Source organism: Actinophytocola sp. (assembly GCF_049647105.1).
Lineage (GTDB): Bacteria > Actinomycetota > Actinomycetes > Mycobacteriales > Pseudonocardiaceae > Actinophytocola.
In genome coordinates this window covers 14,953-41,167 of the sequence record NZ_JBARWZ010000217.1, presented here as the reverse complement: position 1 = coordinate 41,167, position 26,215 = coordinate 14,953, and the positions used below count along the sequence as shown (strand labels likewise).

Sequence of the window (26,215 nt, the reverse complement as noted above, 5' to 3'; positions counted from 1 at the left end):
CCCGCGCTCGGGCCGCCAGTGCTGCCGGGCGTCGGGCCGCCGTTGCCGGACACGCCGGAACCAGGGGTGCCGTTGCCAGATCCGCCGGAGCCGGGGCCGCCGGGCGTCGAGCTGCCGCCAGTGCTGCTGCCGGGACCGCCCGGGCTGGAGCTGCCGGGCGTCGAACCGCCCGGAGTGGAACCGCCGGGGCTGCCCCCGGGCGAACCGCCAGGCGTGGAACCAGGACTGCCACCTGGGCTCGAGTAACCGCTGGGCGAGCTGGGCGCGGGCCCACCAGGCCGAGGGCCGCCACCCGAAGGCGACTGGGAAGGCGCACCACCCTGCTGGCCACCCGAGTAACCACTCGGCCCGCTCTGCTGCGGCCCATCGCCCGGACCCGACATGGGGAGGCGCGGAGGCGCGCTCGACCCAGGTGAGTTCGAGCCGGCCGGGCCGTCCGGCGGCGGAGTGAGACCACTGGCCGAGGTGCTGTCCGGGCTCCGGGTCCCCGGCGTGGCCGGGGCAGGCGAGCCACCGGGACCGTCAGGCGAGTTGGACGGCGACGGAGACGGAGACGGTGAGGGCGACGGTGATGGCGATGGCGGAGATGACGGTGGGCCGCCGGGGCCACCGGGGGGAGTGCCGGGCCCGGTGGGCGGGATGTTCGAGCTGTCCGGGGTGGAGACGTTCGGCGTGTCGAAGTGCGTCTTCGCACCGCCGATGCCGCCGCCGAAACCACCGGAGACACCGGCCCTGAGCAGGTCGCCGCCGGTGATGTCCTGGCCGGTGATCGCGGCGGTCGCGACGGTGGACGCGACACCTTCGACGCCGCCGCGGACGGCGCCTTCCGCGATGTTGCCGCCGAGGCCGGTCGCCCTGGTCGGGACGAAGTCGAGGCCGCCGCCGATGGCGCCGGAGATCGCGCCCGAGAGGGCGGCGTTGCCGGTCTTGTTCCAGTCCCAGCTGGTGCGGTCGCCCTTGGCCATCTGCAGGCCCTGGATGGCGACGTCGATGCCGACCTCGATCAGGACCTCTTTGAGGATCGCCATGATCAGGCGGCGGAAGATCATCTGAACGGTGATGCGGGTGGCGGCCTGGGCGATCGGGATGCCCGCGGTGGACGCGCCGAAGGTGCCGAAGGCGGCGGCGATCAGTGCGGCGATCTCGATCGCGAGCATGATCAGTGCGGCGATGATCGAGTACTTGGCGTACTCCACCTCGAGCGCGCAGTTGTCACACGAGCCGCCGAGGCCGTCGCAGGCCTCCTGCAGCCCGGTCAGGTACGCCTCGGAGCCCTCGACGAACGTGTTCCAGTACCGTTCGAAGGCGTCGGCGGCCTGCCCGTCCATCCCGGCCATCGCCTGGTCCGCCGCGGTCTTCGCCTGCGTGATGACCTCGCCGATGTCGACGCCCCCCGCGCGCCAGGCGTCCCCGAGGGCACGAAGCTTGTCCTCGTCGCCTTCCGGCCAGCTCTCCCCGACGACGATGGGGAACAGCCAAGTGATCTCTGATGGGATGGTGATCGACAACTGCTCAGCCTTCCATCGCCCGGTAGCCGTCGGTGCTCTGGTCTTCGACGTTCTCGTACGAGTTGGCCGACTCCTCGAGCGCGGTCTTTATCGCCTGTAACGCCTCGGCGAGCGAGCCGAACGCGTCACGTACCTTCTGTGAGTTCGGCACGTAGTCCTTGGCGAAGGACTGGCCGGACTCGTCGTTGCCCCAGCACTGACCCTGCGCGTCGAGGGCGCTGCCGAGCGTGGTCCCCGCCTGGCTCAGTGCGTCCCCGGAGCTGCCGAAGCCACTGGCTCCACGCCGGAGCCGGTCAGTCTGGACATTGAATCCGTCAGGCATGGGCGCCTAGTCCCTCCCATAGATGCTGTCGCTGCTGTCGTCGTCCTCGTCCCGCCTCGATGCGGGCCGCGACGGACGGTCGTCGTCCGGGCCCGGGTCATCGACGGCGGGTGGGCGCAGCAGGTCGGTGAACGACGGTGCGCCCTCGAAGAGGTTGGACAGGTCCGGGGTGTCCTCGGTGAGAGGGGCCAGCGCGCCGTCGACCTGTTCCCGCGCCGACCGGGCCGCGGACTGCGAGGTCTGCAGCACCGCCTTGGCCAGGGTCTCCGGCGTGTACCGGTCGAACGCCGCCCACGAGAACTCGAGGTTGGTGAGCACGCCTGCCGGGTTCACCTCGGCACGCACCAGGCCGTCCTCCGACGTTGCCTTGCCGGTGACCGCGTTGGCCTTGGCCTGCGCGTCGGCGAGGTCGGCGGTGCGGCGCCGCAGGTCGCTCATCAGCGCGGCGACGTTCTCGCGCATGGCAGCGTTGCGCGCTTCGAGCTGCGCCCTGCGGTCGTCGTGTTCGGACATCGTCTGCTTCCCCCTCGCGGGACTGTCACGGGCTCCGACGCACGGAAGCCCGATTTGGATTCACGGATCCGCCAAAATTTTCTGGCGTCGTGTGCCGCGCGGCTACAGCTTCACACACCGCACATCTTGCCGGGGCCGAAACCCGCGTCCCGGGGCACCCGGTTCTACCAAGATCGTCCGTGCGTCCGCGATGCGGGTGCGGTTGGCACTCGGCTGACGACGCGGGGAATGACAAGACTGTTTCTCCGTGGGTTTGCCGGGCAGGCTCGGTACCTCATCGATTCGCGGGGGAGCGGACGTGACGGGCAGCGAGATCGACCGTGAGCAGCGGTACCTGACGGCGCTCTACGCGTACCTCGACGAGTTGCGGACCGAGGCGGTCACGCGGGTGGACGCCGAGGACGAGGACACCTCCGCCATCTGGCGTGCCGAGGTGACGCGCCTGGCCGCGGTCGAGGACGGGCTCTGCTTCGGGCGGCTCGACATGCTGGACGGCCGGACCTTGTACATAGGCCGCCTTGGGGGATGGCCTGGCGCATGCTGATGCGGAGGTGTCCCACCAGGTCGATGACGATCGTCGGCGACCTGGCCCAGACCGGTGCCCCGGCGGGCGCGTCGTCGTGGGATCTGATGCTGCGGCCGCACGTGGCCGACCGAGGGCGGCTCGCCCAGCTGACCGTCAACTACCGCACCCCGGCCGAGATCATGGCCGCCACCGAGGACCTGCTCGCCGTGCACCACCCCGGTCTGCGGCCGCCGACGTCGGTCCGGTCAGCCGGGGAGACGCCGTGGCGGATGCGTGCCCCCGTGACCGAGGTCGCCGAAGTGCCGCACGCGGGCGGGCGGCTCGCGGTGATCGCGCCGCAGGAGCACCTCGACGCGCTGGCCGAGACACTTCCCTGGCCACACCGGCGGATCTGACGGGCAAGGTGGTGCTGCTGACGCCGGCCCAGGCGAAGGGACTGGAGTTCGACGCGGTCCTGATCGCCGACCCGGCGGCCATCATCGCCGCGAACCCGTTGGGGCACAACGATCTCTACGTCGCGATGACGAGGGCAACCCGCGGTCTCGGTGTGGTGCACCCGGGACCGCCGCCCGCCGAGCTGTCGGCGATGCGGGAGATCCGGACATGACGCGCGGGTCCCCGATCGCCTGCTGGTCCCGCTGATCAGCGGTGTGTTCGCAGGAGCCGGATGACCTCGTCGTCGCTGACCTGGCGGAAGTCGGCGTACGCCTGGCCAACCGTGTAGAAGTACGGCGGTGAGTGCAGGGACACGAGCTCGTCGGCTTCCCCCGCGAGGTCGCGTTCGGCCTGGTCCGAGCAGGTCGGCACGGCGAGGACGACCCGCAGCGGCCGGTGCTCCCGCAGCCACCGCAGCGCGGCGCGGGCCGTGACGCCGGTGACGAGGCCGTCGTCGACGACGATCACCTCGCGGCCTTCGACGGCCGGCGCGGGCCGCCCGTCCCGGTACCGGCGGGCGTGGCGGTCGATCTCAACACGCTCGCGGCGGATCGCGCCTGCCAGATCGGCCTCGGTGACCCCCAGGTCGGCCAGCGTCGGCCGGTCGAGCACCGGCGCCCCGTCCTCGGCGAGCGCGCCGAGGACGAACTCGGGCTGCCCCGGCGCGCCGATCTCGCGGGTGACCACGATGTCGAGGTCCCCGCCGGTGGCCGAGGCGACCTCGGCGGCGACCGGGACGCCGCCGGGCGGCAGCGCCAGCACCAGCGGCCGGTCCTGTCGGATGTGCCCCGCGAGCGCGCCCGCCAGTTCACGACCCGCCTGCTCCCGGTCGACGAACCTCGTGGTGGTCCGCAGCGTCGTTGCGGGCGATCTACCTGCGGTCGGGCACATGGGTACCGGGTAACCGGCAACGCCCCGGGGTAACCCCCGTGCGGCCGGGCACCTGCTGGATCGCTTCAGACGGTCAGGTCAGCGGTCGTCGTCCTGCTGGTCGTCGTCATGACCTGGCTGGTCCGCCACGGGTTCTTTCGGCGGCTGACCAGCCAGTTCGTTGACCAGTTCATCGAAGATCGGCGTGGTCATCACGCTCTGTTCGGACATGGTTCCTCCCCGTTCCCCTGTCGAGCGTGGACGCTCCCACACGTCACGCTCGAACAGGACATTACTGCGCCTTTGGTCGCCGGTGTCAAGTGGACCGGACACCGCGGCGCATATCGGCCACTGCGCGGCCGAGGACGATCACGCAGGATGGCGCGTGTGACTGCCTTATCCGGTGTGGTGATCGCCGACTTCGGCCGTGTGCTCGCCGCGCCCTACGCCACCATGCTGCTCGCCGACCTCGGCGCCGACGTGATCAAGGTCGAGCACCCGGACACCGGCGACGAGACCCGCGCCTGGGGCCCGCCGTTCGCGGGCGACGACGCGACGTACTTCCTGGCCGTGAACCGCAACAAGCGGTCGGTGGCCATGGACCTGAAGCGCGACACCGAACGGGTGCGGGAGCTGCTGCGCACCGCGGACGTGCTCGTGGAGAACTTCCGCCCCGGCACGATGGCGCGGCTCGGCCTGTCCTACGACGAGGTCCGGGAGCTGAACCCACGGCTGGTGTACTGCTCGGTCAGCGGGTTCGGCACGGGGGAGGGTGCCACGCTGCCGGGCTACGACCTGCTGTTGCAGGCGGTGGGCGGGCTGATGAGCGTCACCGGCCCGGCGCCGGGGCAGCCGGTGAAGACGGGGGTGGCGCTGGTCGACGTGCTGACCGGCCTGCACGCCGCGGTCGGCATCCTGGCCGCGCTGCGCGAGCGGGAGACCAGCGGTGATGGGCAGGTGGTCGAGGTGAATCTGCTGAGCTGCCTGCTGTCCAGCATGGTCAACCAGAGCGCGGGCTACACGATGGGCGGGGTGGTGCCGGGGATCATGGGCAACCGCCACCCGTCGATCGCACCGTACGAGGTGTTCGCGACCGCCGACGTGCCGATGGTCCTCGCGGTCGGCAACGACCGGCAGTTCGCGCGGCTGTGCGAGGCGCTCGACCTGCCGGTGGAGCCCCGATTCGCCACGAACGCACAACGGGTAGCGCACGTCGGTCCGCTGGTCGCCCTGCTGACCGACCGGCTCGCCACCCGCACCGCGGGGGAGTGGTTCGACCTGCTGACCCCGCTGGGCGTCCCGTGCGGCCCGGTCAACGACGTGGCGGGCGCGTTCGCGCTGGCCGACCGCCTCGGCCTGTCGCCGACGGTGCCACTCGACGGCCTCGACATGGTGGCCAACCCCATCGGCCTGTCCCGCACCCCACCCGAGTACCGCCGCCGCCCACCGAAGCTGGGCGAACACAACGAGGAGCTACGGTGACGACATCTCGGCGAGCCGCTGCTGTTCAGTGACCATTTCGCGCGAACAGGACAGCGCCAGGCAACCGCCCCGCCGGGTCGAGGCTGACACTGGCCTCGACCGTGAAGCCCGCCTGGTGCAGCCATGCCGTCACGCGGGCGGGTGGGCGGCGGTGGACGTGCACGTTCATCGGGTGCCCGCCGTAGCCGTCGGTCTTCAGGGTGGAGCCGTTGCCATCGTGGAAGCCGAGCGCCAGCACACCTCCCGGCCGCAGCACGCGCCCGAAGTGCGCGAACACGGCGGGCACCGCGTCGTCGGGGGTGTGGATCAGGGACCACCACGCGATCAGCCCGGTGAGGGAGTCGTCGGCGAGGTCGAGGTCGGTCATGGAGCCCACCTCGAACCGCGCGTCGGGGTGGTCGGCGCGAGCCACCTCGACCATCGCGGGTGACAGGTCGATGCCGAACGCGGCCACGCCGAGTTCACGCAGGAACGCGGTCACGTGGCCCGGTCCACAGCCGACGTCCGCCACCGGGCCGCCACCCGCCGCCAGCACGAGGTCGGCGAACAGCCGCACCATCGCGCGCATGTACGGCCTCGTCTCGAGACTGTCGCGCACCTGGTCGGCGAAGGCGGCCGCGACCGTGTCGTACGACGTCCTCGTGTCCCCCAGCCAGCTCATGATGGGACAATAGGGCCTGTCCCATGGATCTTTGTGGAAGGGTCTGGGCCTGATCAACAGTGACCTCAGGGGCACGTGACGGCACCCAGCCACCAACCGGCTGCGGTCCGCGGCTGTCGTTGGGTCGGGACCAACACTTCAATTCCGCGGAGGCGGACCAGCGTTGGTGATGTCGTAGGCCAGCCACGCGGCGGCGAGCCCGGCGGCGATGCTCACGACCACGTTCATCGCGGCGTAGAGGTACGCCTTCCGCTCGGCGAGGCGCAGGGTCTCGTAACTGAACGTGCTGTAGGTGGTCAGTGCCCCGCAGAAACCGGTGCCCACCAGCGCGAGCACGGTGCCGGGGAGTGCGGTGCCCGCACCGGCGAGTGCACCGAGCACGAGGCTGCCGGCCAGGTTCACGGTGAGGGTGCCCCACGGGAACAGGCTGTCGTGGCGGGACTGGACCAGCCGGTCGGTGAGGTAGCGCAGCGGCGCCCCGACCGCCGCGCCAAGGAACACCAGGACGGCGGTCACGCGACCGCCCACCGGGTGGACCGGACACCGGCGAGCACCGCGAGCATCGCGCAGACCAGAGTGCCCCCGAGGTAGAGGAAGGCGGTACCGACGGTGCCGGGGCGCAGCAACCCGTGGATCTCGACCGCGTAGGTGGAGAACGTGGTGAACCCGCCGAGGAACCCGACGCCGAGGAACGGCCGGGTCAGCCGGTGCGCCGCCCACACGTCGGTGACGAGGACCATCAGGACACCGATGAGGAAACAGCCCGCCACGTTGGTGACGAACGTGGCCAACGGGAAGTGCCCCGGCGGGGTGGGCAACGCGACCGAGAGGCCGTAGCGGGCGAGGGCGCCGAGGCCGCCGCCGAGCGCGATCACGCAGAGCACCGGCAGGTGCGCGCGTGCCGGAACTCGCGGGTCCGCGTCGGGATCGATCGGCTCGGTCATGGTCGGCTGGCACGATACCCGTCGGCGCTCACTCCGGCCGTTGCGCTGGGAGGTCGGCCACGAAGCCCGCCACGGCGTCGCAGAACGCGTCGCACTCGGTGTCGGTGATCTCCAGGCTCAGCGCGATCATGCCGCGGCGGGCCAGGTGGAAGCCCCTGGCGAGCATGTCCAGGTGGAACAGCTCCCGCAGTGCCGGGGCCGGGCGCAGGTCCCGGGGCGAGGTGATCGGGCCGGGTCCGAAGTGGACCGTCAGCATGCTGCCCAGCCCGGTCCACACCAGCGCGGTGCCATCGGCGATCGCGTCGAGCCGGGTGCGCAGCCGTTCGCCCCGCTCGAACAACGCGCGGGCGGCCGACGGCGGGAACAGCTCCGTGAGGCCCGCGTACCCGGCCGCCATGCTCAGCACGTTGTTGTTGAACGTCCCCGCGTGCGCCACGTGGCCGGGGCGGCGGGGGTCGTACATCGCCATCACGTCCGCGCGGCCGCCGAACGCGCCGAACGTCATGCCGCCGCCCGTGTACTTGCCGAGCGTCGTCATGTCCGGGGTGATGCCCAGCAGCTCCTGCATGCCACCGGCCGACATCCGGGACGTCATCACCTCGTCGAAGATCAGCAGCGCGCCGGTCTCGTCCGCGCGCTCGCGGAGGTAGGCCAGGAAGGCGGGGTCGGCGGGCAGGCATCCGCCGCTGCCCAGCACCGGTTCCACCAGGATCGCGGCCAGGTCGGCCGCATGCCGGTCGATCACCGACGCCGTCTCGGCCACGTCGTTGTACTCGGCCACCACGAACCGGTGCGGCACGTTCAGCGGGAACGCGCTGTCGCCGAAGGACAGTACGGAACCGTGGTAGGCACCCGTGAACACGAGCACGGTGCCGCGGCCAGTGTGCGTGGTCGCGGTCGCCAGCGCCAGCAGGTTCGCCTCCGTGCCGGAGTTCGTGAACCGGACAAGTTCGAGGCTCGGGAACCGTTCGCACAGCACGGCCGCGAGGCGGGCCTCGTCCGGGCCGTGCGCGCCGTAGTTCCAGCCACCGTCCAGTGCCGCCTCGACGGCCCCGCGGATCACGGGGTTGTTGTGGCCGTACAGCCCTGCCGTGTAGTCGCCGAGCAGGTCGACGTAGGTGTGCCCGTCCAGGTCGGTCAGGCGGCAGCCGTCCGCGCTCGCCATCGTGAGTGGGAACGGCTGGTAGAACAGCGTTGTCCGCGTGTTGCCGCCCGGCAGGTGCGCGGCTGCCTCCTCGTGCGCGGCACGGCTTGCCGGGTTGTCCTCGGCGAACCGCGCCCGCGCCGCATCGAGTGCCTTGTCGAGCGTCACGTCAGGCGGCCTCGGGGAAGAACCGGTTCCTGATCCTGGCGATCGTCCGGAAGTCCGCACTGGACACGTCGTCCATGGAGATCTCCGTGTCCAGTTCGGACTCGATCAGGTACAGGAGCTCGACGAAGTGCATCGAGTTGAGGACGCCGGTGAGCACCAGGTCCTCGTCCTCGCCGATCGGGCCGCTGTCCGGGCACTTCGTGTGCAGGAACTCGGTGATGAACGTCGGCACACTCATGATCACTCCTTGACGGGGTTGATCCGGACGGTGACGGGGAGGTCGCAGCCGTGGCGAGCCACCCGGCCGCCGACCGACAGTGCCGTCGGCACCAGGCGGTTCGTGCGCAGGGCGACCGACGGGTCGGTCAGCAGGGGGTTCGCGCCAGGCACCCTGGCCGCGAACAACGAGAAGACCGGGTCGACGATCTTGGTCTCGCCGTCGTCGTCGGTGACCTCGACCCACGCGTGCACCAGGTCGAGCATGCCGACGATCCACCCGATCCTGGTGGTCGCCGCGTAGCCCGCGTCCCGGCAGCGGCGTGCCAGGTAGCGGCTCGCCGACTCGCACGTCGCCACCCGCCGCGACGTCACCAGCGACTCGTCCTCCCGCAGGGCGTCCGGCAGCTTCACCCACCGCACCCCGAGTCCGGCGAACTCCTCGACGAGCCCGCGCAGCGCGGGCGACCGCAGCGGAACGGCCCTGCCCTCGGTGCGGATCGTCGCGGTGACCGCCGACGCGCGGACCACGTCGTGCGCGGGCGGCGGGGTCACGGTGCCGCCGTACCGGTCCGGTCGCGGCACGGCCAGAACCGTGTCCGCGCACGCGCACTCCGTCGTGAGGGTGAACGCGAGCGTGCGCGGCGACAGCAGTGCGTTGGCCGAGCCGCGCATCCATCGCAGCGAGAACGCGAACGCCTGCTCCGGCACCGTGGCGCCGGTGCCGGAGTGCAGGCCGAGGTTGAACAGGTCACGACCGTCGAACCGGTCGTCGCGCACGGTCAGCCCGCCGTTGACGAGCGCGTCGATGGTCCGGTCGTCGCAGCCGAGCAGCTGCGCGGCCGTGGCCCGGTCGGTGTCGGGGACGTGGTGCTCCGGCGGGATGAGGTACATCCCGTCGACGGACAGCTCCGTGTTCATGACGCCGGTCACGACGCCACCTTCACGGGGCAGTCGCGCCACATCGTGCGCACCACCGCACCGGTCCGCAGCACGTACTCGTCGCGCAGCGACCAGCCAAGCAGCTCGTTGATCCGGACCTGCTCCTCACCGGCGGAGGTTTCCAGGTAGCCGGGCAGGCCGAGCTTGTCCGCCCGCGCCTGCCCCGCACGCAGCAGTGCGTACCCGACGCCGGGGGCGTCGTCCCGCCTGCCGAGCACCGCGTACCAGACGTGCGGTTCCTTGGGCTTCAACCGTTCCAGGTCGTTCGAGATGCGCACGCAGCGCGCCACGGCGACCGGCCCGGCGAACAGGCAGGAGAAGGACCGCAGCACCCACCCCCACCACGGGGTGGGCCGCTCGCCGTGCTCGTAGGAGATCATCACCCCGTCGAGCCGGTCACCGCGGACCGCGCCGAGCGCGAAACCCTTCTCCCACCGGCAGATCAGCAGCTCGGCCAGGTACAGCAGCGTCAGCGAGGTCTGCTTGCGCCACCCCGCGACGGTGCCGGCCGCCGCCCAGATCGTGCCGTCCCGGTAGGCGTGCGCAAGCAGCCGCGCCGCCCGCCACGTGTCACTCCACGCGAGGTCTCGCGTCTCCAGCCGCATGCCACACCCCTTTCTCAGGCCGCTGCCTTGTACACCGACCGCATCTTGTCTCTCAGGCGGCCGTACTCGGTGCGGGTGTCTGCTCCGCCTGCGGGAGGGCAGGCAGATCCTTCGCGATCTTGCGGATGTTCTTGACGTTCTCGACCAGCACGTCGATCGCCGGGATGCCCGCGTTCAGCGGCACGGCGGGCGCGCGCACGGCGGTGTCGATGTTCGTCAGCAGCTCCGGCAGGCAGCGCGGGAACAGCGAACGCACGAACCCGGCCCGCTGCCACTCGCGGCGCGTGCTGGCGATCGGGTTGCGCCACTTGACCTCACGCAGCCGGAACCGGTTGGCCCGCACGAGTCCGCGACGGAACTCCTTGTACGGCACCAGGTCGAGCCCGAGCCGCTCGGCGAGCTGCTCGTTCGTCACCGGCGTCACCGGGTAGCTGATCGGCCGGGGCGCCGAGGACAGCGCGTTGTTCAGCACCGCCCTGGACAGCACGTCGCTCGCGACCATCGGGTTCGTGCCGCCGAACTGGTAGGTCCTGCCCTGCTGCACCATGTGCCAGACCATGTTCCAGAACGAGTACTCCATGCCAGGGTCCTTGAACCGGGTGCCGGGGCCGCCGAGCGCGAACGGCGCCTGGTACACGTGGATCGGCACGCCGTCGTGGTTCATCTTCAGCGACAGGTGCTTCACGACGAACTTCATCTTGCTGTAGCCACAGAAGAAGAAGCTGGGGCGGTAGAAGTCGCGCAGCCGCGTGTAGACCTCGCTGCCGACCGAGCCGATCACGTGCAGGGTCTTGAACCGGCGGGTGAGGCAGAACTCGGCGAGCGTGACCGTCGGCAGCACCTTCTCCTGCCGGTACTTGGCGTACGGGTACTCGTGGGTGGTGGCGCCCGCGGCGTCGATCACCACGTCCACCTCGGACAGCAGCTCCTCGTACCGCGCCTCGGGAAGCCCCATCGACGGCTCGAGGTAGCTGCCCTCCAGCACCATGAGCTTGTCCGACTCCGGCAGTGCCATCTTGTACTTGCGGGCCTGGCGCGCGATCCGCGCGGCACCCGAGTTCGTCCCCTTGGGACGGACGAGCGCGTACACCTTGTCCACCCGCTCGTCCTCGAGCAGGTCGTGCAGGAAGTGCATGCCAACGAACCCGTTGCCGCCCAGCAGGAGCACGTTCTTGCGCTCGCCGTCCAGCCTGCGCGGCAGCGCCCGCGCCACGATCGTCGGATCGGCGGAGTAGCCGACCGACAACAGTTTTGGCCTGCCGGTGAGTAACGCGAGCCGGTCGCTGTTGTGCCGCAGTGAGATTCGCATGGGGGTACCGCCTGTTCAGTGAAGGGGATCGGGGAAAGCTTTCGCCACAGGCGGCTATGCCACGCGGCGGTCGAGGTGGCGCCAGAAGCGCTCCCGCAGCTCGCGCCGCAGGATCTTGCCGCTGGGGTTGCGCGGCAGTGAGTCGATTGTCTCGAAGCTGGACGGGATCTTGAAGTCGGCGATTCTGCCGCGCAGGAACGCGACGAGCGCACGGGTGGTCACGGTCTCGCCCGGTCTTGCCACCACGAAGCAGTGCACGACCTCGCCCCAGTGCTCGTGCGGGACGCCGACGGCGGCGGCCTCGAGCACCGAGGGGTGCGCGCTCACGGCGTTCTCGATCTCCGCCGGGTACACGTTCTCACCCGCGACGATGATGGTGTCCTTGATGCGGTCCCGGATGAACAGGAACCCGCCGTCGTCGAGGTAGCCCGCGTCGCCGGTGTGCAGCCAGCCGTCGACGAGCGTCGCCGCGGTGGCGTCGGGCAGACCCCAGTACCCGAGCATCGCGGCCGGGGTGCGCAGGCACACCTCACCGACTTCGCCCGAGGGCAGCGGGTTGCCGTCGCCGTCGACGATCCTGATGTCGACGCCGGGGTAGGGATGTCCGGCCGCCTGCATGCGCGGGCCGCCGGGCACGTGCTCCGACGGCGGCAGGCACACCGCGGTGTTCCCGCTCTCTGACAGGCCGTAGATCTGGGCGAACTCGCAGTCGAACGTCTCGATGGACCGGTCGAGCAGAGCCTCCGAGATCGGCGAGCCGCCGTAGACGACCTTGCGCAGTGACGCGAAGTCAGCGCGGCGCGGGCGTGGCGGCGCGAGCATCATCTGCATCTGCGCGGGCACCACGCACGCGGTGGTGATGCCGAGCTCACGGATGAGCCCCACGGCCTGGTGCCCGGCGAACACCGGCACGGACACCATCGTGATGCCCGCGCTGAAACCCTGGATCGACCACCACAGGCCACCGATGTGGAAGCCGGGGATGCCGATGAGGCTGACGTCGTCCGGCCGCCAGTCGATCCACTCGAGACCAGCCGAGGTGAGCGCTTCCTTGATGGCGAAGAAACTGCGGTGCGCCAGCACCACACCCTTCGGGTTGCCGGTCGTGCCGCTGGTGTAGACCTGCGCGATGGGCTGCGCGTCGTCGAACGCGGGCGCGAGGTCGTGATCGTCGGCGCCGCGCCACTGGCCGAGCGCGGGGATGGGCACGATGCGCCGCAGGCGGGGCAGGTCGGCCGTCAGCTTCGCGGTGACGTCGAGGAACTCGTCGTCGGCGAACAGGAGCGTGGCACCGGAGTCGAGCAGGATGTGGTGCACCTCGGCCGGGGTGAGCCGCCAGTTGATCGGCACCAGCACGGCGCCCGCCTTGGCGCAGGCGAACAGGATGTCGTAGTACTGCTCGGACTCCTTGCCGAGGTAGGCGACCCGGTCTCCTGCCTCCACACCGGACCGGTGCATGGCGTTCGCGGTACGGGTGCTGCGGTGGTGCAGGTCGGCGTAGGTGACCGTGCGGTCCTCGCAGATCACGGCGATGTGGTCCGGCGATGCGCCGGCGTGGTGCGCGACGATCTCGTGCACCGTCTTCGGAGTCACGCGGCCACCTCCCGCACGTACGCCAGAATCGCCGCCTCGGACACCAGGTCGGGGATGATGTTGGGGTCGACCTCGAGGCCGAACTCCTGTTCCAGTGCCAGGGCGAGCTGTACCTGGCGCAGTGAGCTCCAGCCCGGCACGGTCTCCGGCGAGAGCCGGGCAGGCAGTTCGCCCGGTGCGACCGACAACACCGACGCGATCACGTCGCGTACGCGCCCTTCTAACATGTGCATCCCAATCACAACCACGAGATCGACGAGCATCGTTGTCCGATGAGTAAACAGGTCCGAATCCATTGCGCGGTAACTGCTGTAGCAGTGGTCGCACAGCGGTTGTGTCCAGGTTGGACGACCTTGTGGCCGATCTTGCCCGGCCGTTATAACTCGACCCATGGTGACGCTCGGTCAGAATGCGGTTACAGCACTCCCGCCCGGCTCACGCTTGCCGCCGCTGATCCAGACCGCGTTGTTCATGACGGTCCGTCCACACCTGATGCGACACTTCCGGCGTCGCCTCGGCGACGTGTTCACCATGAGACTGCTGGGCCGCCAGGTGGTGGTGACGCTGTCGAGGCCAGAACACGTCCGCGAGATCTTCGCCGGCACCCCCGCGGTGTTCCACGCGGGCGAGGGCAACGAGATCCTCCGCCCGGTGATGGGCCCACGCTCGGTGATGATCACCGACGAGGACGAGCACCTGCGCACCCGCAAGCTGCTGATGCCCGCGTTCAACGGAGCGGCACTGCGTGGCTACGGCGACATGATGGCCGAGCTGGCCGACCGGAACGCGCAGGCATGGCCGGTGGCCCGTGGGTTCCCCGTACACGCGGCGATGAACGACGTGACACTGGAGATCATCCTGCGGGTGGTGTTCGGCATGGCCGACGGACCACGGCTCACCGAGCTGAGGCCGAGGATCCGTACCCTGACCGACATCGGTCCGCTGGAGGCGCTGGGCTGGGGCTACCCGGGCCTCGCGAAGTTCCCGCCGTGGCGCCACAGCCGGCACAATCTGCGCGAAGTGGACCGCCTGCTGTACGCGGAGATAGCGGACCGCCGGGCCGCACCGGACGTGACCACCCGAGGTGACGTGCTGTCCCGGCTGCTGAGCGTGCCGGGCACCGACCTGACCGACACCGAACTGCGCGACCAGATGATCACCCTGCTGCTGGCGGGCCACGAGACCACGGCGACGGCGCTCGCCTGGTCCTTCCACGACCTGGCGCGCAACCCGGCGGTGCTGGCCAGGGCACAGTCGGCAGCCGACACGGGTGACGAGGACTACCTCCAGGCGGTGGCGAAGGAGGCGTTGAGAAGGCACCCGATCATCCAGAACGTCCCGAGGGTCCTGACCGAACCGATCGACATCGCGGGCTACCGGCTGCCGGCCGGGACCATCGTCGCGGCGAACGCGACACTCGCCCACGACGACCCGGAGCTCCACGACGCGCCGGGGGAGTTCCGTCCGGAGCGCTTTCTTGGCAAGCCGTTGCCGCTCGGGTCGTGGATCCCCTTCGGCGGTGGCGTCCGGCGCTGCCTCGGGGCGGGCTTCTCACTCAAGGAGATGTCGGCGATGCTCCGCTCGATCCTCGTCCGGTATCACCTCCGCCCGGCCCGCGAGGCACCGGAGTTCGCGAAGCCACGCAACATCACGCTGGTCCCCAGCCGAGGCGCCCGCATCGTCGCGACGCCGCGAGGCTGACACGGTGGGGCACCTTCATGGCGTCGGGGGCGACTCCGGCTGCCAGCCAGGCGGCGGGTCCTCACCAACCCGTCCGTCCACGGCCTCCCGAAGCAGGTCGGCGTGCCCCGTGTGACGCCCGTACTCCTCGATCATGTCGCACACGAGCCTGCGCAGGCTGGCATGGTTGCCCTCACCGTCAGTCACGTGAGCCGCCTGGTCGAGCCCACCCGAGGCAAGTGCCGCGGCGAGTTTCGCGCGGGATCGCTCCACCGCGTCGTCCCAGTACGCGTACAGCTGCCCCGGCGTGTCGTCGGCGGCCGACGTGAACGGCCAGTCCGCGTGTGGCCACTCGGCGGTGTGCCACGGAGCGTCGAGCGCGGCGCCGGTCATCTTGGTGGCGAACGTGTAGTCCTCCACGAAGGCCAGGTGCTTGAGCAGCCCGCCGATCGACAGCGTGGACACCCCGATGCGGGTCGCCAGCCCGTTCGCGTCGAGGCCATCGGCCTTCCAGCGGAACGTCGCGCGCAGGCGGTCGAGCGCGCCGGTCAGGTGCTCTGCCTCGGTGCCCGCCCAGGGCGGCTCCCATGGTGTGTCAGTCATGGCCGACACCCTAGAACGGTGGTACGACAACTCGGAGTGCGGTGGCGTGGGCACCGTGTGATCGTGGCGGGGTGACGACCACATTGGACGCCGCGCCGCCGGTGCTGGACGGCAGGCGCCGGAACATCGTCTTCGTGACGATCATGCTGGGGATGCTGCTCGCGGCACTGGACCAGACGATCGTCGGCACCGCGCTGCCGACCATCGTGGCCGACCTCGGCGGGGCGGCGCACATGTCGTGGGTGGTGACCGCCTACCTGCTGGCGGAGACCGTCGCGACCGCGCTCGCCGGCAAGTTCGGTGACCTGTTCGGGCGCAAGGTGGTCTTCCAGGTCGCCACGGTCGTCTTCATCACCGGCTCGTTCCTGTGCGGCACCGCCACCTCCATGACGCTGCTCGTCGCGTGGCGGGCCGTGCAGGGGATCGGCGCGGGCGGGCTCATGGTCACCGCCATGGCGCTGATCGCGGACGTCATCCCGCTGCGCGAACGCGGCAAGTACCAGGGTGCGATGGGCGCGGTGTTCGGCGTGTCCACAGTGGTGGGTCCGCTGCTCGGCGGGCTGTTCACCGACCACCTTTCGTGGCGGTGGGCGTTCTATGTCAACGTGCCGATCGCGGTCGTCGTCGTGATCGCCGCCGCGCGGACCATCCCCGTGGTGCGGTCGCAGGCCCGCGCGGTGATCGACTACCTTGGCATCGGGCTCGTCGCGGTCGGGGCCAGCGCGCTGGTCCTCGCGACCAGCTGGGGCGGCACCGAGTACGCGTGGGGCTCGCCGGTGATCATCGGGCTGTTCGTGAGTGGCGTGGTCGCGCTCGGCCTGTTCTGCTGGGTGGAGACCCGCGCCGCCGAGCCAATGCTGCCGATGCGGTTGTTCCACAACCCCGTGTTCGGGGTGTGCTCGCTGCTGAGCTTCATCGTCGGCTTCGCGATGCTCGGCGCGATGATCTTCCTGCCGACCTACCTGCAGTACGTCGACGGCGACTCGGCGACCGTCGCGGGCGTGCGCACCCTGCCGATGGTGGCCGGGCTGCTGTGCGCGTCGGTCTTCAGCGGCAACGTGGTCAGCAAGACCGGTCACTACCGGATCTTCCCGATCGTGGGCACGGCGGTCACGGCGTTCGGACTGTTCCTGCTGTCGCGCATGGGGCCGGACACGAGCGCGTTGACGGTCGCGCTGTACATGTTCGTGCTCGGCGCGGGCATCGGGTTGTGCATGCAGGTGCTGACGATCGCCGTGCAGAACACCGTCGACTACGCCGACCTCGGCACGGCCACCTCCGGGGTCACGTTCTTCCGCACCCTCGGCGGCGCGTTCGGCACCGCCGTGTTCGGCACGATCTACTCGAACGTCCTGACCCCTAAGCTGACCGTCGCCGTGGTGGCGGCCGCGCGGACCGGCGCCGCCGACCCGGCCACGATCGCCACCGCGGCCCAGAGCCCGCAGGGCCTGCACGCGCTCCCGCCCGCCGCGGCCGACCCGATCATCCACGCGTACGCCGACGCGCTGGGGACGGTGTTCCTGTGGACGGTGCCGGTCGCGCTCATCGGGTTCGTCGTGGCCCTGTTCCTCAAGCAGGTCCGGCTGCGCGACAGTGCCCGCCTCGGCTCGACCGACATGGGCGAGGGCTTCGCGTCGCCGTCCACCGGGGACTCGCAGTGCCTGCTCGAGTCGGCGGTCAGCCGGATCATCCGCGGCACCGAGGCCGACGCGATGCGGCGCATCGTCGCCGACTCCGGCACCCGGCTGGACGTGGCCGGGGCGTGGGCCGTGATCCAGGTCGAGCTGGCCACGCGGCTGACCGGCACGGCGGACCTGCACGCGATCGCCGCCCGCCGCCACCTGCCCGCCGAGGTGCTGGTGCCGGTGTTCGACCGCATGGCGGGCCAGGGCTACCTGACCCGGGACGGCTGGGAGTACGCGCACACCGAGGGCGGGCGGCACGAGGCGGAGCTGATCGGCCGGTCGTGGGCGACGTGGCTGGAGGAACGCGTCGAGCGGGACTTCGGCCGCCCGCCGGGCACCGACCTGCGTGCCGCGGTCAGGACCGTTGCCCGCCGCCTGCTCACCGAGGACGAGACGGAGGGCCCCCGCCCGGTGCCGGTCGGTGCGGGCACCGGGCGGGCCGACCACTGACGAACCCGGTCAGGTGACCGTGCAGGCGTTCCCGTTGAGGGTGAACGACGTCGGCTCCCCGGTGTCGCCGGTGTGCGTTGCCTGGAAGCCGATGCCAACGGAAGCGGACGGGCCGATGGTCGTGTTGTAGGTGAGCGGCCGCGCGGTGACCTGGCCGCTCGCCGGGCTGTAGGTGGCGTTCCACCCGGACGTGATGGTCTGCCCGCTCGGCAGGGTGAACGCCAGCGACCAGCCGTTGACCGGGGCGGTGCCGGTGTTCGTGATCGTGACCGCGGCGGTCAGCCCGGTGTTCCACGAGCTCACCGCGTAGTCCACCCGGCACGGGCCCGCGGTCGGCGGTGGTTCGGTGCTGCCGCCGGTGATGCCGAAGAACGCGAGCGCCATGGCCGCCATGCCGCTCATCGGGAGGTTGTGGCCGACGCCCTGCAGGCTGATCGCCTCGACCGGGGCCGTGGTGCCCGTGCCGCCGTACCGGGTGCGGGTCCAGCCGGACTGCGGGCTGTCGGTGTACGCCGGGGTCTGGCTCACCCCCAGCACGTTCGTCCACTGCTTGATCTGCTCACCGAAGTTCGGGTAGCGCAGCGTCGAGTCCTCGGTGCCGTGCCACACCTGCATGCGCGGGCGCGTGCCCGCGTAGCCGGGGTAGGCGCCGCGGACGAGGTCGCCCCACTGTTGGGGGGTTCTGGTGATCTGGCCGTTCGCGCACTCGCTGTTCCACGTGTTCGGTGGAGTGGTCGCGAAGCAGCCGAACGGCACGCCCATGAACGCCGCGCCTGCCTTGAACACGTCGGGGTAGTCGCCGAGCAGGACGTTGGTCATCATCCCGCCGGACGACGCGCCGGTCACGAAGATCCGGTCCGGATCTGGGTTGTAGCGCTGCTGGACGTAGCTCACCATCGACCGGATGCCGACGGGGTCGCTGCCGCCGTCGCGCCGCAGCGCCTCCTGCGTGTACACGTCGAAGCACTGCCCGCTGCGGGTCGCGGACGGGTAGATCACGATGAACTTGTGCTGGTCGGCGAGACGCGCGAACTCGGTGCCGCTGTGGAACGCGGGACCGGAGCCCGTGCAGTAGTGGACCGCGACCACGACCGCAGGCCTGGTGCCGATGTTGTCGGGCACGTACAGGTGCATCCGCAGGTTGCTCGGGTTGGTGCCGAAGCCGGTGACCTCGACCAGGGTGGCCGCCGACGCGGGTGCCGGTGCCCCCAGCAGCGCTGTCGCCAGCAGCAGGGCAACCCCGAGCCGGCTCAGGATCTTTCTCACGGGAACTCCTCGGACAGGGAAAGCGAAAGATTGCCTCAATTTCCGGAAGTTTTCGGAAATTGTGTGCCCGTGCTCGGAACGTACACCATTTCCGTCGCATTGTGGTCCGCCGAAACTTTCGCTTCCGTGAGTGTGCGCCGAATTCCGTAGTTCGCACTCGCCATGGCGAGCGCGAACGCCCACAGCCGCCACAGGAGGCCCAGCCGCCGGGGTAGGCCGACAGTGCCGAGCTGAACGGGCGGCCCGGGTGGTCGAGCGGGTTGCGGGTGCCGGTCGTCAGCCAGGTGACGCCGAGGGCGGTGGCGGTGAGACTCGCGGTCGCCGCCGCGGTCCGTGCGACGTCCATGCGGCGACTGTCGCGGAGCCGATGGCGCCGCACGTCCCTCCGGAGTACCGGCCTGCTCCATCTCGGGAGTGAGCCATGGCATTTGTCGTAACTATCGCTCGATTGTTCCCCGCGCCGTTCCGTATCGACAGTGGACGGTTCACTATGCGCCGACATTTGTCGCAATTCCGAATGGCAATTTCTGAGCGGCCTGCATGTGCATCAGCACGTGCATGCGACATTGTGAAGTTTCGCGAACATGTCTACTTCGTCACGTCACAATCTCTTCCCAAGGTCGCCCCGGAGCCCCACGCTGTGGGCACCGGGGCGCCCCGACGGAGAGGAATGCCCATGTCGAAGAAACCTCCCACCGCAATCCCCTTCGAGTCGATCGACCCGGTGCTCACCCCCCAGGGGCACCGGATCCGGCCATTGGTCGACGGCCGTGCGAACGGCAACGCGCCCGGCATCGACCTGTGCGCAGGCGGGCTGGACGTACCGGGCGGGTTCATCGCGAACCCCCACCGACATGTGGAAACCGATGTGATCGTGCTCGTCTACGACTGCGGCGACGAGGGTGCCTTGACTCTGTTCGGCGAGAACCTGGAGTTCGAGGCCTTACAACACCGCGGTGACGTGCTCCCCATTCAGAAGGGCTGGCCCCACACGGTAGTGAACCTGAGTCTCACCACACCCATCCGTGCCTACGAGTTCCGTTCCAACCGCACTGTCGTGGTCGACAACCCGCTGATGCCACACCTGCGCCCGGTCGCGGAGGACCGGGGAAGGGAGTTCCTCACCGCCGTCCACGGCGCACGCAGGCTTGCCCGTTTCGGCGCCGGGCGGTGCACACCGCTCGGCGCCAGGTGACCGCTGCCAACCCTGTTCACCTGACTGCCTTGGCGGGTTCGGTCGTCAGTTTCCGCCATGGCGAACCATTGTTGCCGCTCGCGGGCCGGTGGGCGGCTCCGTGCCGTGACCATGTCACGCCGGAGCCGCTCACCGACCGTGGGCGGCTTTTGGTTTCCAGAGGAGGGGGAACGGGCCACCCCGGACTCCGTCGGCCGCACCGAGGACCACCAGCGTGCTCACGGCGCGAGTCGCCGGTCGGTCCAGCGCTCGACGGGTGCCATCACCACCGCGGCCGCGAGTGCCAGATGTACCAGCAGGAACACCACCGCGACCGGGACACTCGGCGGACCGCCGGTGAACACGCTGATGTGCGACGCCCAGTCCAGGGTCGACGGCCGACCGTCAGGACCCCAGTCGTTCATCACCCAGAACCCGAGGTCGTTCAGCCCGGAGATCACGATCAGCACCCCGGCGGCACCGACCTTCACCACGGTCGCCGTGCGGGCACCGCCGAGCCGGAACGCGAGCAGTCCGAACAGGACGATGTAGGTGACCACGAACAGCTGGAACTGGTACACCACCGAGAACTCGCCGTCGGCCCGGTACTCCAGGATCCGCAGGATCAACGCGGTGTCCAGGTAGCCCATGTACACGAGCACCCCCGCCACCACCAGCGCGGGCCCGAACCGGCCTCGGGGGAACACGGCGACCGCGAGTACCGCGAACAGGAACGGGCTCAGCTTGAACAGCCACTCGCCGAGGTTGCCGAGTGTCTGGTCCGGCGGCAGCACCACCATGATCAGCCCGGCGAGCACGGCGGCCGGGACCGCGGCGGCGAGCCACAGCCACCGGCGTGCCGCGTAGATCCGGCGCACGACAGAGGGTTCCGAGCTCGTGATCACTTCTCCACCCAGAACGGGCCGAGCGCGAGCGCGTCCACGTCGGTCTTGCGGAAGCAGTTGATCGCGTCCTCCGGCGTGCACACGATCGGCTCGTTGTTGTCGTTGAAGGACGTGTTCAGCACCATCGGCACACCGGTGAGCTGCTCGAACCGCGAGATCATGTCCCAGTACAGCGGGTTGTCCTCCCGGCTGACGGTCTGCACGCGGGCCGTGCCGTCCACGTGCGTGATCGCGGGCACCACGTCGCGCTTGTCCTCGAGCACGTCGAACACCAGCAGCATCACCGAGGACGGGTAGCCGCTCGCGAAGAACTCGCCAGCGCGCTCGGCGAGGCAGGACGGCGCGAACGGCCGGAACGCCTCGCGGTGCTTGACCTTCTCGTTCATGCGGGTCTTCGACTCCGGGTCGCGCGGGTCGGCGAGCAGCGTCCGGTTGCCGAGCGCCCTCGGCCCGCACTCCATGCGACCCTGGAACCAGCCGACGATCAGCCCGTCGGCGACGCGGGTCGCCGTGTGCTGCGCGATGTCCTCGACGCGCCGGTACTCCACCCCCGCGTCCCGCAGCGCCTGCTCCATCTGCGCCTCGGTGAAGTCCGGGCCGGTGTACAGGAACCCGTCGGTGGGCCGCGGCGCGCCGTACTTCCCGACGCTCACCGCGAGCGCGGCGCCCAGCGACGAGCCGTCGTCGGCGGCCGCGGGCTGGGCGAAGAAGTCCTCGAACGGTGTCTCGAGGAAGATCCGCCCGTTCATCACCGAGTTCAGCGCGACGCCACCGGCGACGCACAGCTTCGTGAGCCCGGTCTTCTCGTGCAGCCACCGCGCGAGGTGCAGGCCGACCTCCTCGAGGCGGACCTGCAGCGCGTACGCGATGTCCATGTAGTGCTGGGAGATCGGGTTGTCCTCGGTGACCCGCGTGCGCTCGCGCGGCGGTCCGAACAGGTCGATGAACTCGTCGGACATCAGGTGCCGCCCGGACGTGTGGTGGCGGAACCAGTCGAGGTTCAGCTCGTAGCCACCGTCGTCGGTCAGGAACACCAGGTCCTTGAACTTCTCGACGTAGGTGTCCTTGCCGAGCGGGGCGAGGCCCATCACCTTGCCCTCGTCCATGGTCGGGTAGAACCCGAGGTAGTTCGTGACCCCGGCGTACATGGCGCCGAGCGAGTGCGGGAACTTGTACCGGCGCAGGTCGGTGATCCTGTCGCCCTTGCCGACCGCGAGGAACGTGCTGGTGCCGTCGCTGCCGATGCCGTCCAGCGTCAGGATCGCGGCCTCGTCCCACGGCGAGATGAAGAACGTGCTCGCGGCGTGCGCGCGGTGGTGGTCGATCAGGTGGACCTTGTACTTGGTCGGCCCGGTGTGCCCCAGTGCCTCCCGCACGTCGCGGCCGAGGGTGTAGCCGCGCTTGACGTGCCCGAGGACCGCGCCGCCGACGTGGAAGTTGTCGACGCCCTTGCCGCCCTGCCGGAACGTCTCGACCAGCCCGGACGCCTTCGCGCCATGGTCGCCCTGGTTGCGGAACACCTCGAGCGTGCCGGGGAAGTAGCGGGCGAACACCTTCGCCGCGTGCCACGGCTCGCGCCAGCGCTGCCAGAAGTACGCCACGTGGTCCACATCGGACAGCGTGATGCCGCCCCGCTCCAGGCAGAACCGGATGGCGTCGGTGGGGAAGCGGCCGTCGTGCTTGACCCTGCTGAACCGCTCCTGCTCGGCGAAGGCGATGATCTCGCCGTCGCGCACCAGCGCCGCGGCGGCGTCGTGGTGGCGGCTGATACCGAGTACGTACATGGTGGCTCCGCTGTTCTTCTCGTGTTACGGGTGGAGTTCTGGGTGCCTGCGCAGCAGCAGCCTGCGCAGGGTGCCTGCCTTCACGGCGGCGGCGAGGACGAGCGCGGTGAGCCCGCCCGCCGCACCGAGCCAGGGCACGACGGCGAGCGCGATCACCGCGGTGGCGGCCAGCCCGACGACCGCCGAGACCGACGTGATCGTGAGCACGCTGCTGTTCGTGTTCTCCAGCAGGAAGTTCGCGTAGATGACCAGTGTGGACACCGCGACCTCGACGGCGAGGATCGTGCCGAGCACGACGTAGGACTCGGCGGTCAGGAATGCCCTCGTGCCGGGGAAGGCGACCAGTACGGCGACGACCGCCGTGAACGCGAGCCCGGCGCGTTCCGCGGTGTGCAGCAGCCGGAAGGTGCGGGCCCGTCCGCCCGCGCCGCCCGCGCCACGCAGCCGGGACGACGTGGCGGGCTGGTACAGCTTGAACTGGTACAGCGCAAGGGAACCCACCATGCTCGCCACGAGCACCGCGAGATACAGCGGACCGCTGTCGGTGGTGCGTCCGGTGAGTGCGAGCACGAGATACACAGTGGACAGTGCGGCCACGTCCAGCAGCTCGGACAGGCCGAGCAGCCAGGTGGTCCGGCCGAGCGCGGGCAGGAGCCTGCGGTCCGTGCCCGTGCCGAGGACCCAGTCGCGGGGGAGTGCCGACACCGAGTACCCGGTGACCGCGAGCAGCCCGGCGAGCAGCAGCGACAGGTGGGTGGTCGGCGACCAGCCGGCGACCCACGTGACCGCGGTGGCGCCGAGCACCACCGCGGTCATCGCGCCGAACGCGCCAGCGTCCAGCATCGGCTTGTCCCGCAGGCGGTGCAGGCCGGAGATGGTCATCAGCAGCCCGGTGGCCGCCGACCATGCCGCCGTGACGAGGTAGAGCGTGACGGTCCCCTGTGGACTCACCGCCAGTGCGACCGCGAACGCCGCCACCAGCGCCAGCACCGGCGCCGCCGCGAGCCGGATCACCAGCCGCGCCACCTGCGCGGTGAGGACACGCGTGCGCGGCAGCACCTTCAGCGCCGCCTTCTCCGCCGCGGTCGGCAGGAACAGCAGCCACGCGCACAGGCCCATGGCGTTGGCGAACCGGCCGAACGACTCGGCGCCCCACACCACGGCCAGCGCCACCGCCATCAGCTGGCTCGCCAGCCGGAACACCCCGCGACCCGCCGCGAGACGCACCATCACCGACAGCCGGGGCGGCGCCGTGGACGCGACCGTCATGGCGTGGCCAACTCCAGCCGCAGTGTCCGGTCCACCACCCTGGCCGCGGCTCGCAGTTCTCCTGTGGTCGTCGCGGACAGCACGACGTAACCGACCTTGTGCGCGGCCTGCGTGTAGGGCCGCACGTGGTCACCGGGCTGCGCGAACAGTCGCAGGTCGACCACCTCGGGCAGTGCGGTGACCTGCCGGAGCCCGTGGACGGCGACCAGGTTGCCCGGCCGGTCCGCGGCGATGACCCGCAGCATCACCGGGCGCGGGGTGCGCGGTGTCACGACCACCGGCTCACCGACGGCCAGCGCGATCGTCGCGGACAGTGTGTCGACGCCGCACATCGTCTCGATCAGCTCGGCGAGCCCGTTGCCGCCGGTCCGCGCACCCATCTCGATGAAGTAGAGCTCGCCGTCCGGCGCGAGCACCACGTCCAGGTTCAGCGGGCCGCTGACGTAGCCAAGCTCGGCGCACAGCCTGTCGAGCATGGTGACGAGCCTGCGGTCGGTGTCCTCCGGCAGGTCGGCGGGCAGCAGTTGGGCGGCGGTGATGAAGTACGGCGGCGCGGTCAGCGTGCGCGCGCTCACCGCGTGGAACAGCACCCGGCCCTCGGCCACGACCGCCTCGACGGTCAGGTGCTCGCCGGTGACGTGCTCCTCGACGACCACCCGGCCGGACGGCGAGTGCTCGATCGCGGCCCGGATCGCGGCCGTCAGCCCGCCTGGCTCGCCGCACGGCACGACCCCGCGACTGCCCGTGCTGTCCACGGGCTTCACGAGCGTGGGGAATCGCAGCCCCAGCGCCGCCTCCCGCAACCCGGACCCGATCGTGCCGGCGACCGCGCCGTAGACGGGGAAACCGAGCCGCTCGCACACTTCCCGGAACACCGACTTGTCCGCCGACGCCAGCACGGCCTGCTCGGAGATCGGGTCGGGCAGGTCCCAGTGGTTGGCGAGCCACCGCTGGGACGGCAGCGCGATGTCGCTCGCTGGCGCGAGCACCCCGACGATGTCCTTCCTGCCCGCCAGCGCGGCCGCGACCTGTTCCGGTGCGCGCGTGCTGATGTGCAGGTACTCGTCGGCGAGCGGGACGCCGGGCGCGCCGGGCTGGATGTCGACGCAGATCGTGCGGTAACCCAGCTTCGCGGCCCGCTGGTAGGTCGGCACCGCGCCGTCGGCCGCGCCGAGAACCACCAGTGACGTCACGAGCGGACCCCCTCGCCGATTCGTTCCGTCATCAGGCGGTCCGCCGGGTCGACCGGCATGGTCGACTCCCGTACGTAGAACAACGCGGGTCTCGCCTGTCCCGCGCCGACGGCGACGAGGTAGCGGACCGCCACCGCCAGCACGCCGAGCACCGCGAGCAGCACCCCGAGCACCACGGTCGCGACCACGTCGGTCCTCAGCAGACCGGCGGCGGCGCCGGCCGCCCCGAGCCCGGCGACCGCGGCCGCGAACAGCGCGAGCAGCGACGCGGCCGTCGCCATCCGCTTGGAGAAGCCGAAGAACAACCCCATCGCGTGCCCGACGAGCCAGCGGAAGTGCAGTTTGGACCCGCCGCGCTCCCTGGCCCGGTGTGCGACCGGCACGGTCGAGTACCGGTTGGTCAGCCGGGGGACGGTGGCGAGGAAGTACGGCGTGCCGAGCCGCAGGTCCACGATCGCGCGGGCCAGTTCGGCACGCACGAGCCGGAACGTCGTCGCGCCAGGCGGGATCTCGATGCCGAGCACCCGCCGCGCGACGAAGTGGTAGAACCGCGCACCGACCCGCCGTACCAGCGGGTCGTGCCGGGTCTCCCGGACGCCGAACACCGCGTCCTGGCCTGATTCCGCGGCCGCGACGAGCTTGTGCGCCTCGGCGACCGGGAACTGCACATCCGCGTCGATGTGCAGGATCCACGGCCTGCTCGCGTACCGGTAGCCCGCCGAGAACGCGGCCTCGAAACCGAAGTTGCGGGTGAACGACAGGTACTGCACGCGCGGGTCGGTCCGCGCGAGTGCGCGGACCGTCTCCAGCGTGCCGTCGGAGCTGCCGTCGTCGACGAAGAGCACCTCGAGGTCGTGGCCACCGAGTTCGGTGACGATCTCCCGGTACGCGTGCTCGACGTTGTCCGCCTCGTTGAAACAGGGCACCACCGCGGTCATGCCCGTGCTGACCGGACCGGACATGGGTGC

At 70.4% G+C, this 26,215-nt stretch carries 28 protein-coding genes and 1 pseudogene; 7 read left to right on the top strand and 22 right to left on the bottom strand.

The window, feature by feature from the left end; genetic code table 11:
- The 3 genes and pseudogenes from WBA97_RS25615 to WBA97_RS25605 all read right to left on the bottom strand — a co-directional run.
- A pseudogene (locus tag WBA97_RS25615) lies at positions 1-1,508 on the bottom strand (hypothetical protein); the annotation flags it as partial.
- 4 nt (positions 1,509-1,512) lie between these two features.
- Positions 1,513-1,830 (bottom strand): WXG100 family type VII secretion target, encoded by a 318-nt coding sequence (locus tag WBA97_RS25610; protein ID WP_424233471.1) that lies wholly within the window; start codon positions 1,828-1,830, stop codon positions 1,513-1,515.
- A gap of 6 nt (positions 1,831-1,836) precedes the next feature.
- The gene (locus tag WBA97_RS25605; RefSeq protein WP_424233470.1) at positions 1,837-2,343 is read right to left on the bottom strand and encodes a YbaB/EbfC family nucleoid-associated protein; all 507 of its coding nucleotides are present in this window, start codon (positions 2,341-2,343) and stop codon (positions 1,837-1,839) included.
- A gap of 298 nt (positions 2,344-2,641) precedes the next feature.
- Here WBA97_RS25605 and WBA97_RS25600 point away from each other — a divergent pair, with 298 nt between their 5' ends.
- From WBA97_RS25600 to WBA97_RS25590, 3 genes are read left to right on the top strand one after another with little or no spacing between them, the layout of a single operon-like run.
- Positions 2,642-2,887 (top strand): hypothetical protein, encoded by a 246-nt coding sequence (locus tag WBA97_RS25600; RefSeq protein WP_424233469.1) that lies wholly within the window; start codon positions 2,642-2,644, stop codon positions 2,885-2,887.
- Positions 2,888-2,910: 23 nt separating this feature from the next.
- Entirely contained in the window at positions 2,911-3,264 is a 354-nt protein-coding gene (locus tag WBA97_RS25595; protein ID WP_424233468.1) for a hypothetical protein, read from the top strand.
- Positions 3,265-3,275: 11 nt separating this feature from the next.
- Entirely contained in the window at positions 3,276-3,476 is a 201-nt protein-coding gene (locus tag WBA97_RS25590; RefSeq protein ID WP_424233467.1) for an ATP-binding domain-containing protein, read from the top strand.
- Positions 3,477-3,511: 35 nt separating this feature from the next.
- Here WBA97_RS25590 and WBA97_RS25585 read toward each other — a convergent pair whose 3' ends face one another.
- On the bottom strand, positions 3,512-4,195 hold the full coding sequence (locus tag WBA97_RS25585; protein WP_424233466.1) for a phosphoribosyltransferase: 684 nt from the start codon (positions 4,193-4,195) through the stop codon (positions 3,512-3,514).
- 78 nt (positions 4,196-4,273) lie between these two features.
- Positions 4,274-4,405: a hypothetical protein gene (locus WBA97_RS25580; RefSeq protein WP_424233465.1), complete on the bottom strand. Its 132-nt coding sequence runs from the start codon at positions 4,403-4,405 to the stop codon at positions 4,274-4,276.
- 147 nt (positions 4,406-4,552) lie between these two features.
- Between WBA97_RS25580 and WBA97_RS25575 the strand changes: the two genes are divergently transcribed.
- On the top strand, positions 4,553-5,656 hold the full coding sequence (locus tag WBA97_RS25575; RefSeq protein ID WP_424233464.1) for a CaiB/BaiF CoA transferase family protein: 1,104 nt from the start codon (positions 4,553-4,555) through the stop codon (positions 5,654-5,656).
- 25 nt (positions 5,657-5,681) lie between these two features.
- Here WBA97_RS25575 and WBA97_RS25570 read toward each other — a convergent pair whose 3' ends face one another.
- The 10 genes from WBA97_RS25570 to WBA97_RS25525 form a co-directional block, all read right to left on the bottom strand.
- A complete protein-coding gene (locus tag WBA97_RS25570; RefSeq protein WP_424233463.1) occupies positions 5,682-6,317 on the bottom strand; it encodes a class I SAM-dependent DNA methyltransferase in 636 nt (211 codons plus the stop codon).
- Positions 6,318-6,455: 138 nt separating this feature from the next.
- A complete protein-coding gene (gene crcB / locus WBA97_RS25565; RefSeq protein ID WP_424233462.1) occupies positions 6,456-6,833 on the bottom strand; it encodes a fluoride efflux transporter CrcB in 378 nt (125 codons plus the stop codon).
- Positions 6,830-7,261, bottom strand: a complete 432-nt coding sequence (crcB, locus tag WBA97_RS25560; protein ID WP_424233461.1) for a fluoride efflux transporter CrcB — start codon at positions 7,259-7,261, stop codon at positions 6,830-6,832. Before crcB (WBA97_RS25560) ends, crcB (WBA97_RS25565) begins: the two co-directional genes overlap by 4 nt.
- Before the next feature lie 28 nt (positions 7,262-7,289).
- Positions 7,290-8,573 (bottom strand): aspartate aminotransferase family protein, encoded by a 1,284-nt coding sequence (locus tag WBA97_RS25555; RefSeq protein WP_424233460.1) that lies wholly within the window; start codon positions 8,571-8,573, stop codon positions 7,290-7,292.
- Between the two features lies 1 nt (position 8,574).
- Positions 8,575-8,811: a phosphopantetheine-binding protein gene (locus WBA97_RS25550; RefSeq protein WP_424233459.1), complete on the bottom strand. Its 237-nt coding sequence runs from the start codon at positions 8,809-8,811 to the stop codon at positions 8,575-8,577.
- Between the two features lie 2 nt (positions 8,812-8,813).
- Positions 8,814-9,722, bottom strand: a complete 909-nt coding sequence (locus tag WBA97_RS25545) for a hypothetical protein (protein WP_424233458.1) — start codon at positions 9,720-9,722, stop codon at positions 8,814-8,816.
- A complete protein-coding gene (locus WBA97_RS25540) occupies positions 9,719-10,336 on the bottom strand; it encodes a hypothetical protein (protein ID WP_424233457.1) in 618 nt (205 codons plus the stop codon). The genes WBA97_RS25545 and WBA97_RS25540 overlap by 4 nt, the downstream gene beginning before the upstream one ends.
- Before the next feature lie 52 nt (positions 10,337-10,388).
- Positions 10,389-11,645: an SDR family oxidoreductase gene (locus WBA97_RS25535; protein ID WP_424233456.1), complete on the bottom strand. Its 1,257-nt coding sequence runs from the start codon at positions 11,643-11,645 to the stop codon at positions 10,389-10,391.
- Between the two features lie 54 nt (positions 11,646-11,699).
- Positions 11,700-13,238, bottom strand: coding sequence for a fatty acid--CoA ligase (locus tag WBA97_RS25530; RefSeq protein ID WP_424233455.1), 1,539 nt, complete (start codon positions 13,236-13,238; stop codon positions 11,700-11,702).
- Positions 13,235-13,465: an acyl carrier protein gene (locus WBA97_RS25525; protein ID WP_424233454.1), complete on the bottom strand. Its 231-nt coding sequence runs from the start codon at positions 13,463-13,465 to the stop codon at positions 13,235-13,237. Before WBA97_RS25525 ends, WBA97_RS25530 begins: the two co-directional genes overlap by 4 nt.
- 163 nt (positions 13,466-13,628) lie before the next feature.
- Here WBA97_RS25525 and WBA97_RS25520 point away from each other — a divergent pair, with 163 nt between their 5' ends.
- The gene (locus WBA97_RS25520) at positions 13,629-14,939 is read left to right on the top strand and encodes a cytochrome P450 (RefSeq protein ID WP_424233453.1); all 1,311 of its coding nucleotides are present in this window, start codon (positions 13,629-13,631) and stop codon (positions 14,937-14,939) included.
- A 15-nt stretch (positions 14,940-14,954) separates the two neighbouring features.
- On the opposite strand, the gene WBA97_RS25515 is transcribed toward WBA97_RS25520, so the two are convergent.
- Entirely contained in the window at positions 14,955-15,521 is a 567-nt protein-coding gene (locus WBA97_RS25515) for a DinB family protein (RefSeq protein ID WP_424233452.1), read from the bottom strand.
- Positions 15,522-15,592: 71 nt separating this feature from the next.
- On the opposite strand from WBA97_RS25515, the gene WBA97_RS25510 reads away from it, so the two are divergent.
- Entirely contained in the window at positions 15,593-17,656 is a 2,064-nt protein-coding gene (locus WBA97_RS25510; RefSeq protein ID WP_424233451.1) for an MDR family MFS transporter, read from the top strand.
- A 9-nt stretch (positions 17,657-17,665) separates the two neighbouring features.
- Here WBA97_RS25510 and WBA97_RS25505 read toward each other — a convergent pair whose 3' ends face one another.
- Positions 17,666-18,922, bottom strand: coding sequence for a PHB depolymerase family esterase (locus tag WBA97_RS25505; protein ID WP_424233450.1), 1,257 nt, complete (start codon positions 18,920-18,922; stop codon positions 17,666-17,668).
- Between the two features lie 676 nt (positions 18,923-19,598).
- Between WBA97_RS25505 and WBA97_RS25500 the strand changes: the two genes are divergently transcribed.
- Positions 19,599-20,117 (top strand): hypothetical protein, encoded by a 519-nt coding sequence (locus WBA97_RS25500; protein WP_424233449.1) that lies wholly within the window; start codon positions 19,599-19,601, stop codon positions 20,115-20,117.
- Positions 20,118-20,335: 218 nt separating this feature from the next.
- Here the strand turns inward: WBA97_RS25500 and WBA97_RS25495 are convergent, their stop codons facing one another.
- The 5 genes from WBA97_RS25495 to WBA97_RS25475 are packed head-to-tail and all read right to left on the bottom strand — an operon-like array spanning position 20,336 to position 26,209.
- A complete protein-coding gene (locus WBA97_RS25495) occupies positions 20,336-20,998 on the bottom strand; it encodes a hypothetical protein (protein ID WP_424233473.1) in 663 nt (220 codons plus the stop codon).
- Positions 20,998-22,785: a carbamoyltransferase family protein gene (locus WBA97_RS25490; protein WP_424233448.1), complete on the bottom strand. Its 1,788-nt coding sequence runs from the start codon at positions 22,783-22,785 to the stop codon at positions 20,998-21,000. The genes WBA97_RS25495 and WBA97_RS25490 overlap by 1 nt, the downstream gene beginning before the upstream one ends.
- A gap of 24 nt (positions 22,786-22,809) precedes the next feature.
- Positions 22,810-24,054, bottom strand: coding sequence for a hypothetical protein (locus WBA97_RS25485; RefSeq protein WP_424233447.1), 1,245 nt, complete (start codon positions 24,052-24,054; stop codon positions 22,810-22,812).
- Positions 24,051-25,247, bottom strand: a complete 1,197-nt coding sequence (locus WBA97_RS25480) for an ATP-grasp domain-containing protein (RefSeq protein ID WP_424233446.1) — start codon at positions 25,245-25,247, stop codon at positions 24,051-24,053. The genes WBA97_RS25485 and WBA97_RS25480 overlap by 4 nt, the downstream gene beginning before the upstream one ends.
- Positions 25,244-26,209 carry a glycosyltransferase family 2 protein gene (locus tag WBA97_RS25475; protein ID WP_424233445.1) on the bottom strand — a complete coding sequence of 322 codons (966 nt, stop codon included), beginning with the start codon at positions 26,207-26,209 and terminating at the stop codon, positions 25,244-25,246. Before WBA97_RS25475 ends, WBA97_RS25480 begins: the two co-directional genes overlap by 4 nt.
- Positions 26,210-26,215: the final 6 nt, after the last annotated feature.

Bases quoted from the DNA above. Each gene is read 5' to 3' on its own strand.
- WBA97_RS25610 (WP_424233471.1), bottom strand. From the start codon at position 1,830: ATGCCTGACGGATTCAATGTCCAGACTGACCGGCTCCGGCGTGGAGCC.
- WBA97_RS25605 (WP_424233470.1), bottom strand. From the start codon at position 2,343: ATGTCCGAACACGACGACCGCAGGGCGCAGCTCGAAGCGCGCAACGCT.
- WBA97_RS25595 (WP_424233468.1), top strand. From the start codon at position 2,911: ATGACGATCGTCGGCGACCTGGCCCAGACCGGTGCCCCGGCGGGCGCG.
- WBA97_RS25585 (WP_424233466.1), bottom strand. From the start codon at position 4,195: ATGTGCCCGACCGCAGGTAGATCGCCCGCAACGACGCTGCGGACCACC.
- WBA97_RS25580 (WP_424233465.1), bottom strand. From the start codon at position 4,405: ATGTCCGAACAGAGCGTGATGACCACGCCGATCTTCGATGAACTGGTC.
- WBA97_RS25575 (WP_424233464.1), top strand. From the start codon at position 4,553: ATGGCGCGTGTGACTGCCTTATCCGGTGTGGTGATCGCCGACTTCGGC.
- WBA97_RS25570 (WP_424233463.1), bottom strand. From the start codon at position 6,317: ATGAGCTGGCTGGGGGACACGAGGACGTCGTACGACACGGTCGCGGCC.
- crcB (WP_424233461.1), bottom strand. From the start codon at position 7,261: ATGACCGAGCCGATCGATCCCGACGCGGACCCGCGAGTTCCGGCACGC.
- WBA97_RS25550 (WP_424233459.1), bottom strand. From the start codon at position 8,811: ATGAGTGTGCCGACGTTCATCACCGAGTTCCTGCACACGAAGTGCCCG.
- WBA97_RS25540 (WP_424233457.1), bottom strand. From the start codon at position 10,336: ATGCGGCTGGAGACGCGAGACCTCGCGTGGAGTGACACGTGGCGGGCG.
- WBA97_RS25535 (WP_424233456.1), bottom strand. From the start codon at position 11,645: ATGCGAATCTCACTGCGGCACAACAGCGACCGGCTCGCGTTACTCACC.
- WBA97_RS25525 (WP_424233454.1), bottom strand. From the start codon at position 13,465: ATGTTAGAAGGGCGCGTACGCGACGTGATCGCGTCGGTGTTGTCGGTC.
- WBA97_RS25520 (WP_424233453.1), top strand. From the start codon at position 13,629: ATGGTGACGCTCGGTCAGAATGCGGTTACAGCACTCCCGCCCGGCTCA.
- WBA97_RS25515 (WP_424233452.1), bottom strand. From the start codon at position 15,521: ATGACTGACACACCATGGGAGCCGCCCTGGGCGGGCACCGAGGCAGAG.
- WBA97_RS25500 (WP_424233449.1), top strand. From the start codon at position 19,599: ATGTCGAAGAAACCTCCCACCGCAATCCCCTTCGAGTCGATCGACCCG.
- WBA97_RS25490 (WP_424233448.1), bottom strand. From the start codon at position 22,785: ATGTACGTACTCGGTATCAGCCGCCACCACGACGCCGCCGCGGCGCTG.
- WBA97_RS25485 (WP_424233447.1), bottom strand. From the start codon at position 24,054: ATGACGGTCGCGTCCACGGCGCCGCCCCGGCTGTCGGTGATGGTGCGT.
- WBA97_RS25475 (WP_424233445.1), bottom strand. From the start codon at position 26,209: ATGTCCGGTCCGGTCAGCACGGGCATGACCGCGGTGGTGCCCTGTTTC.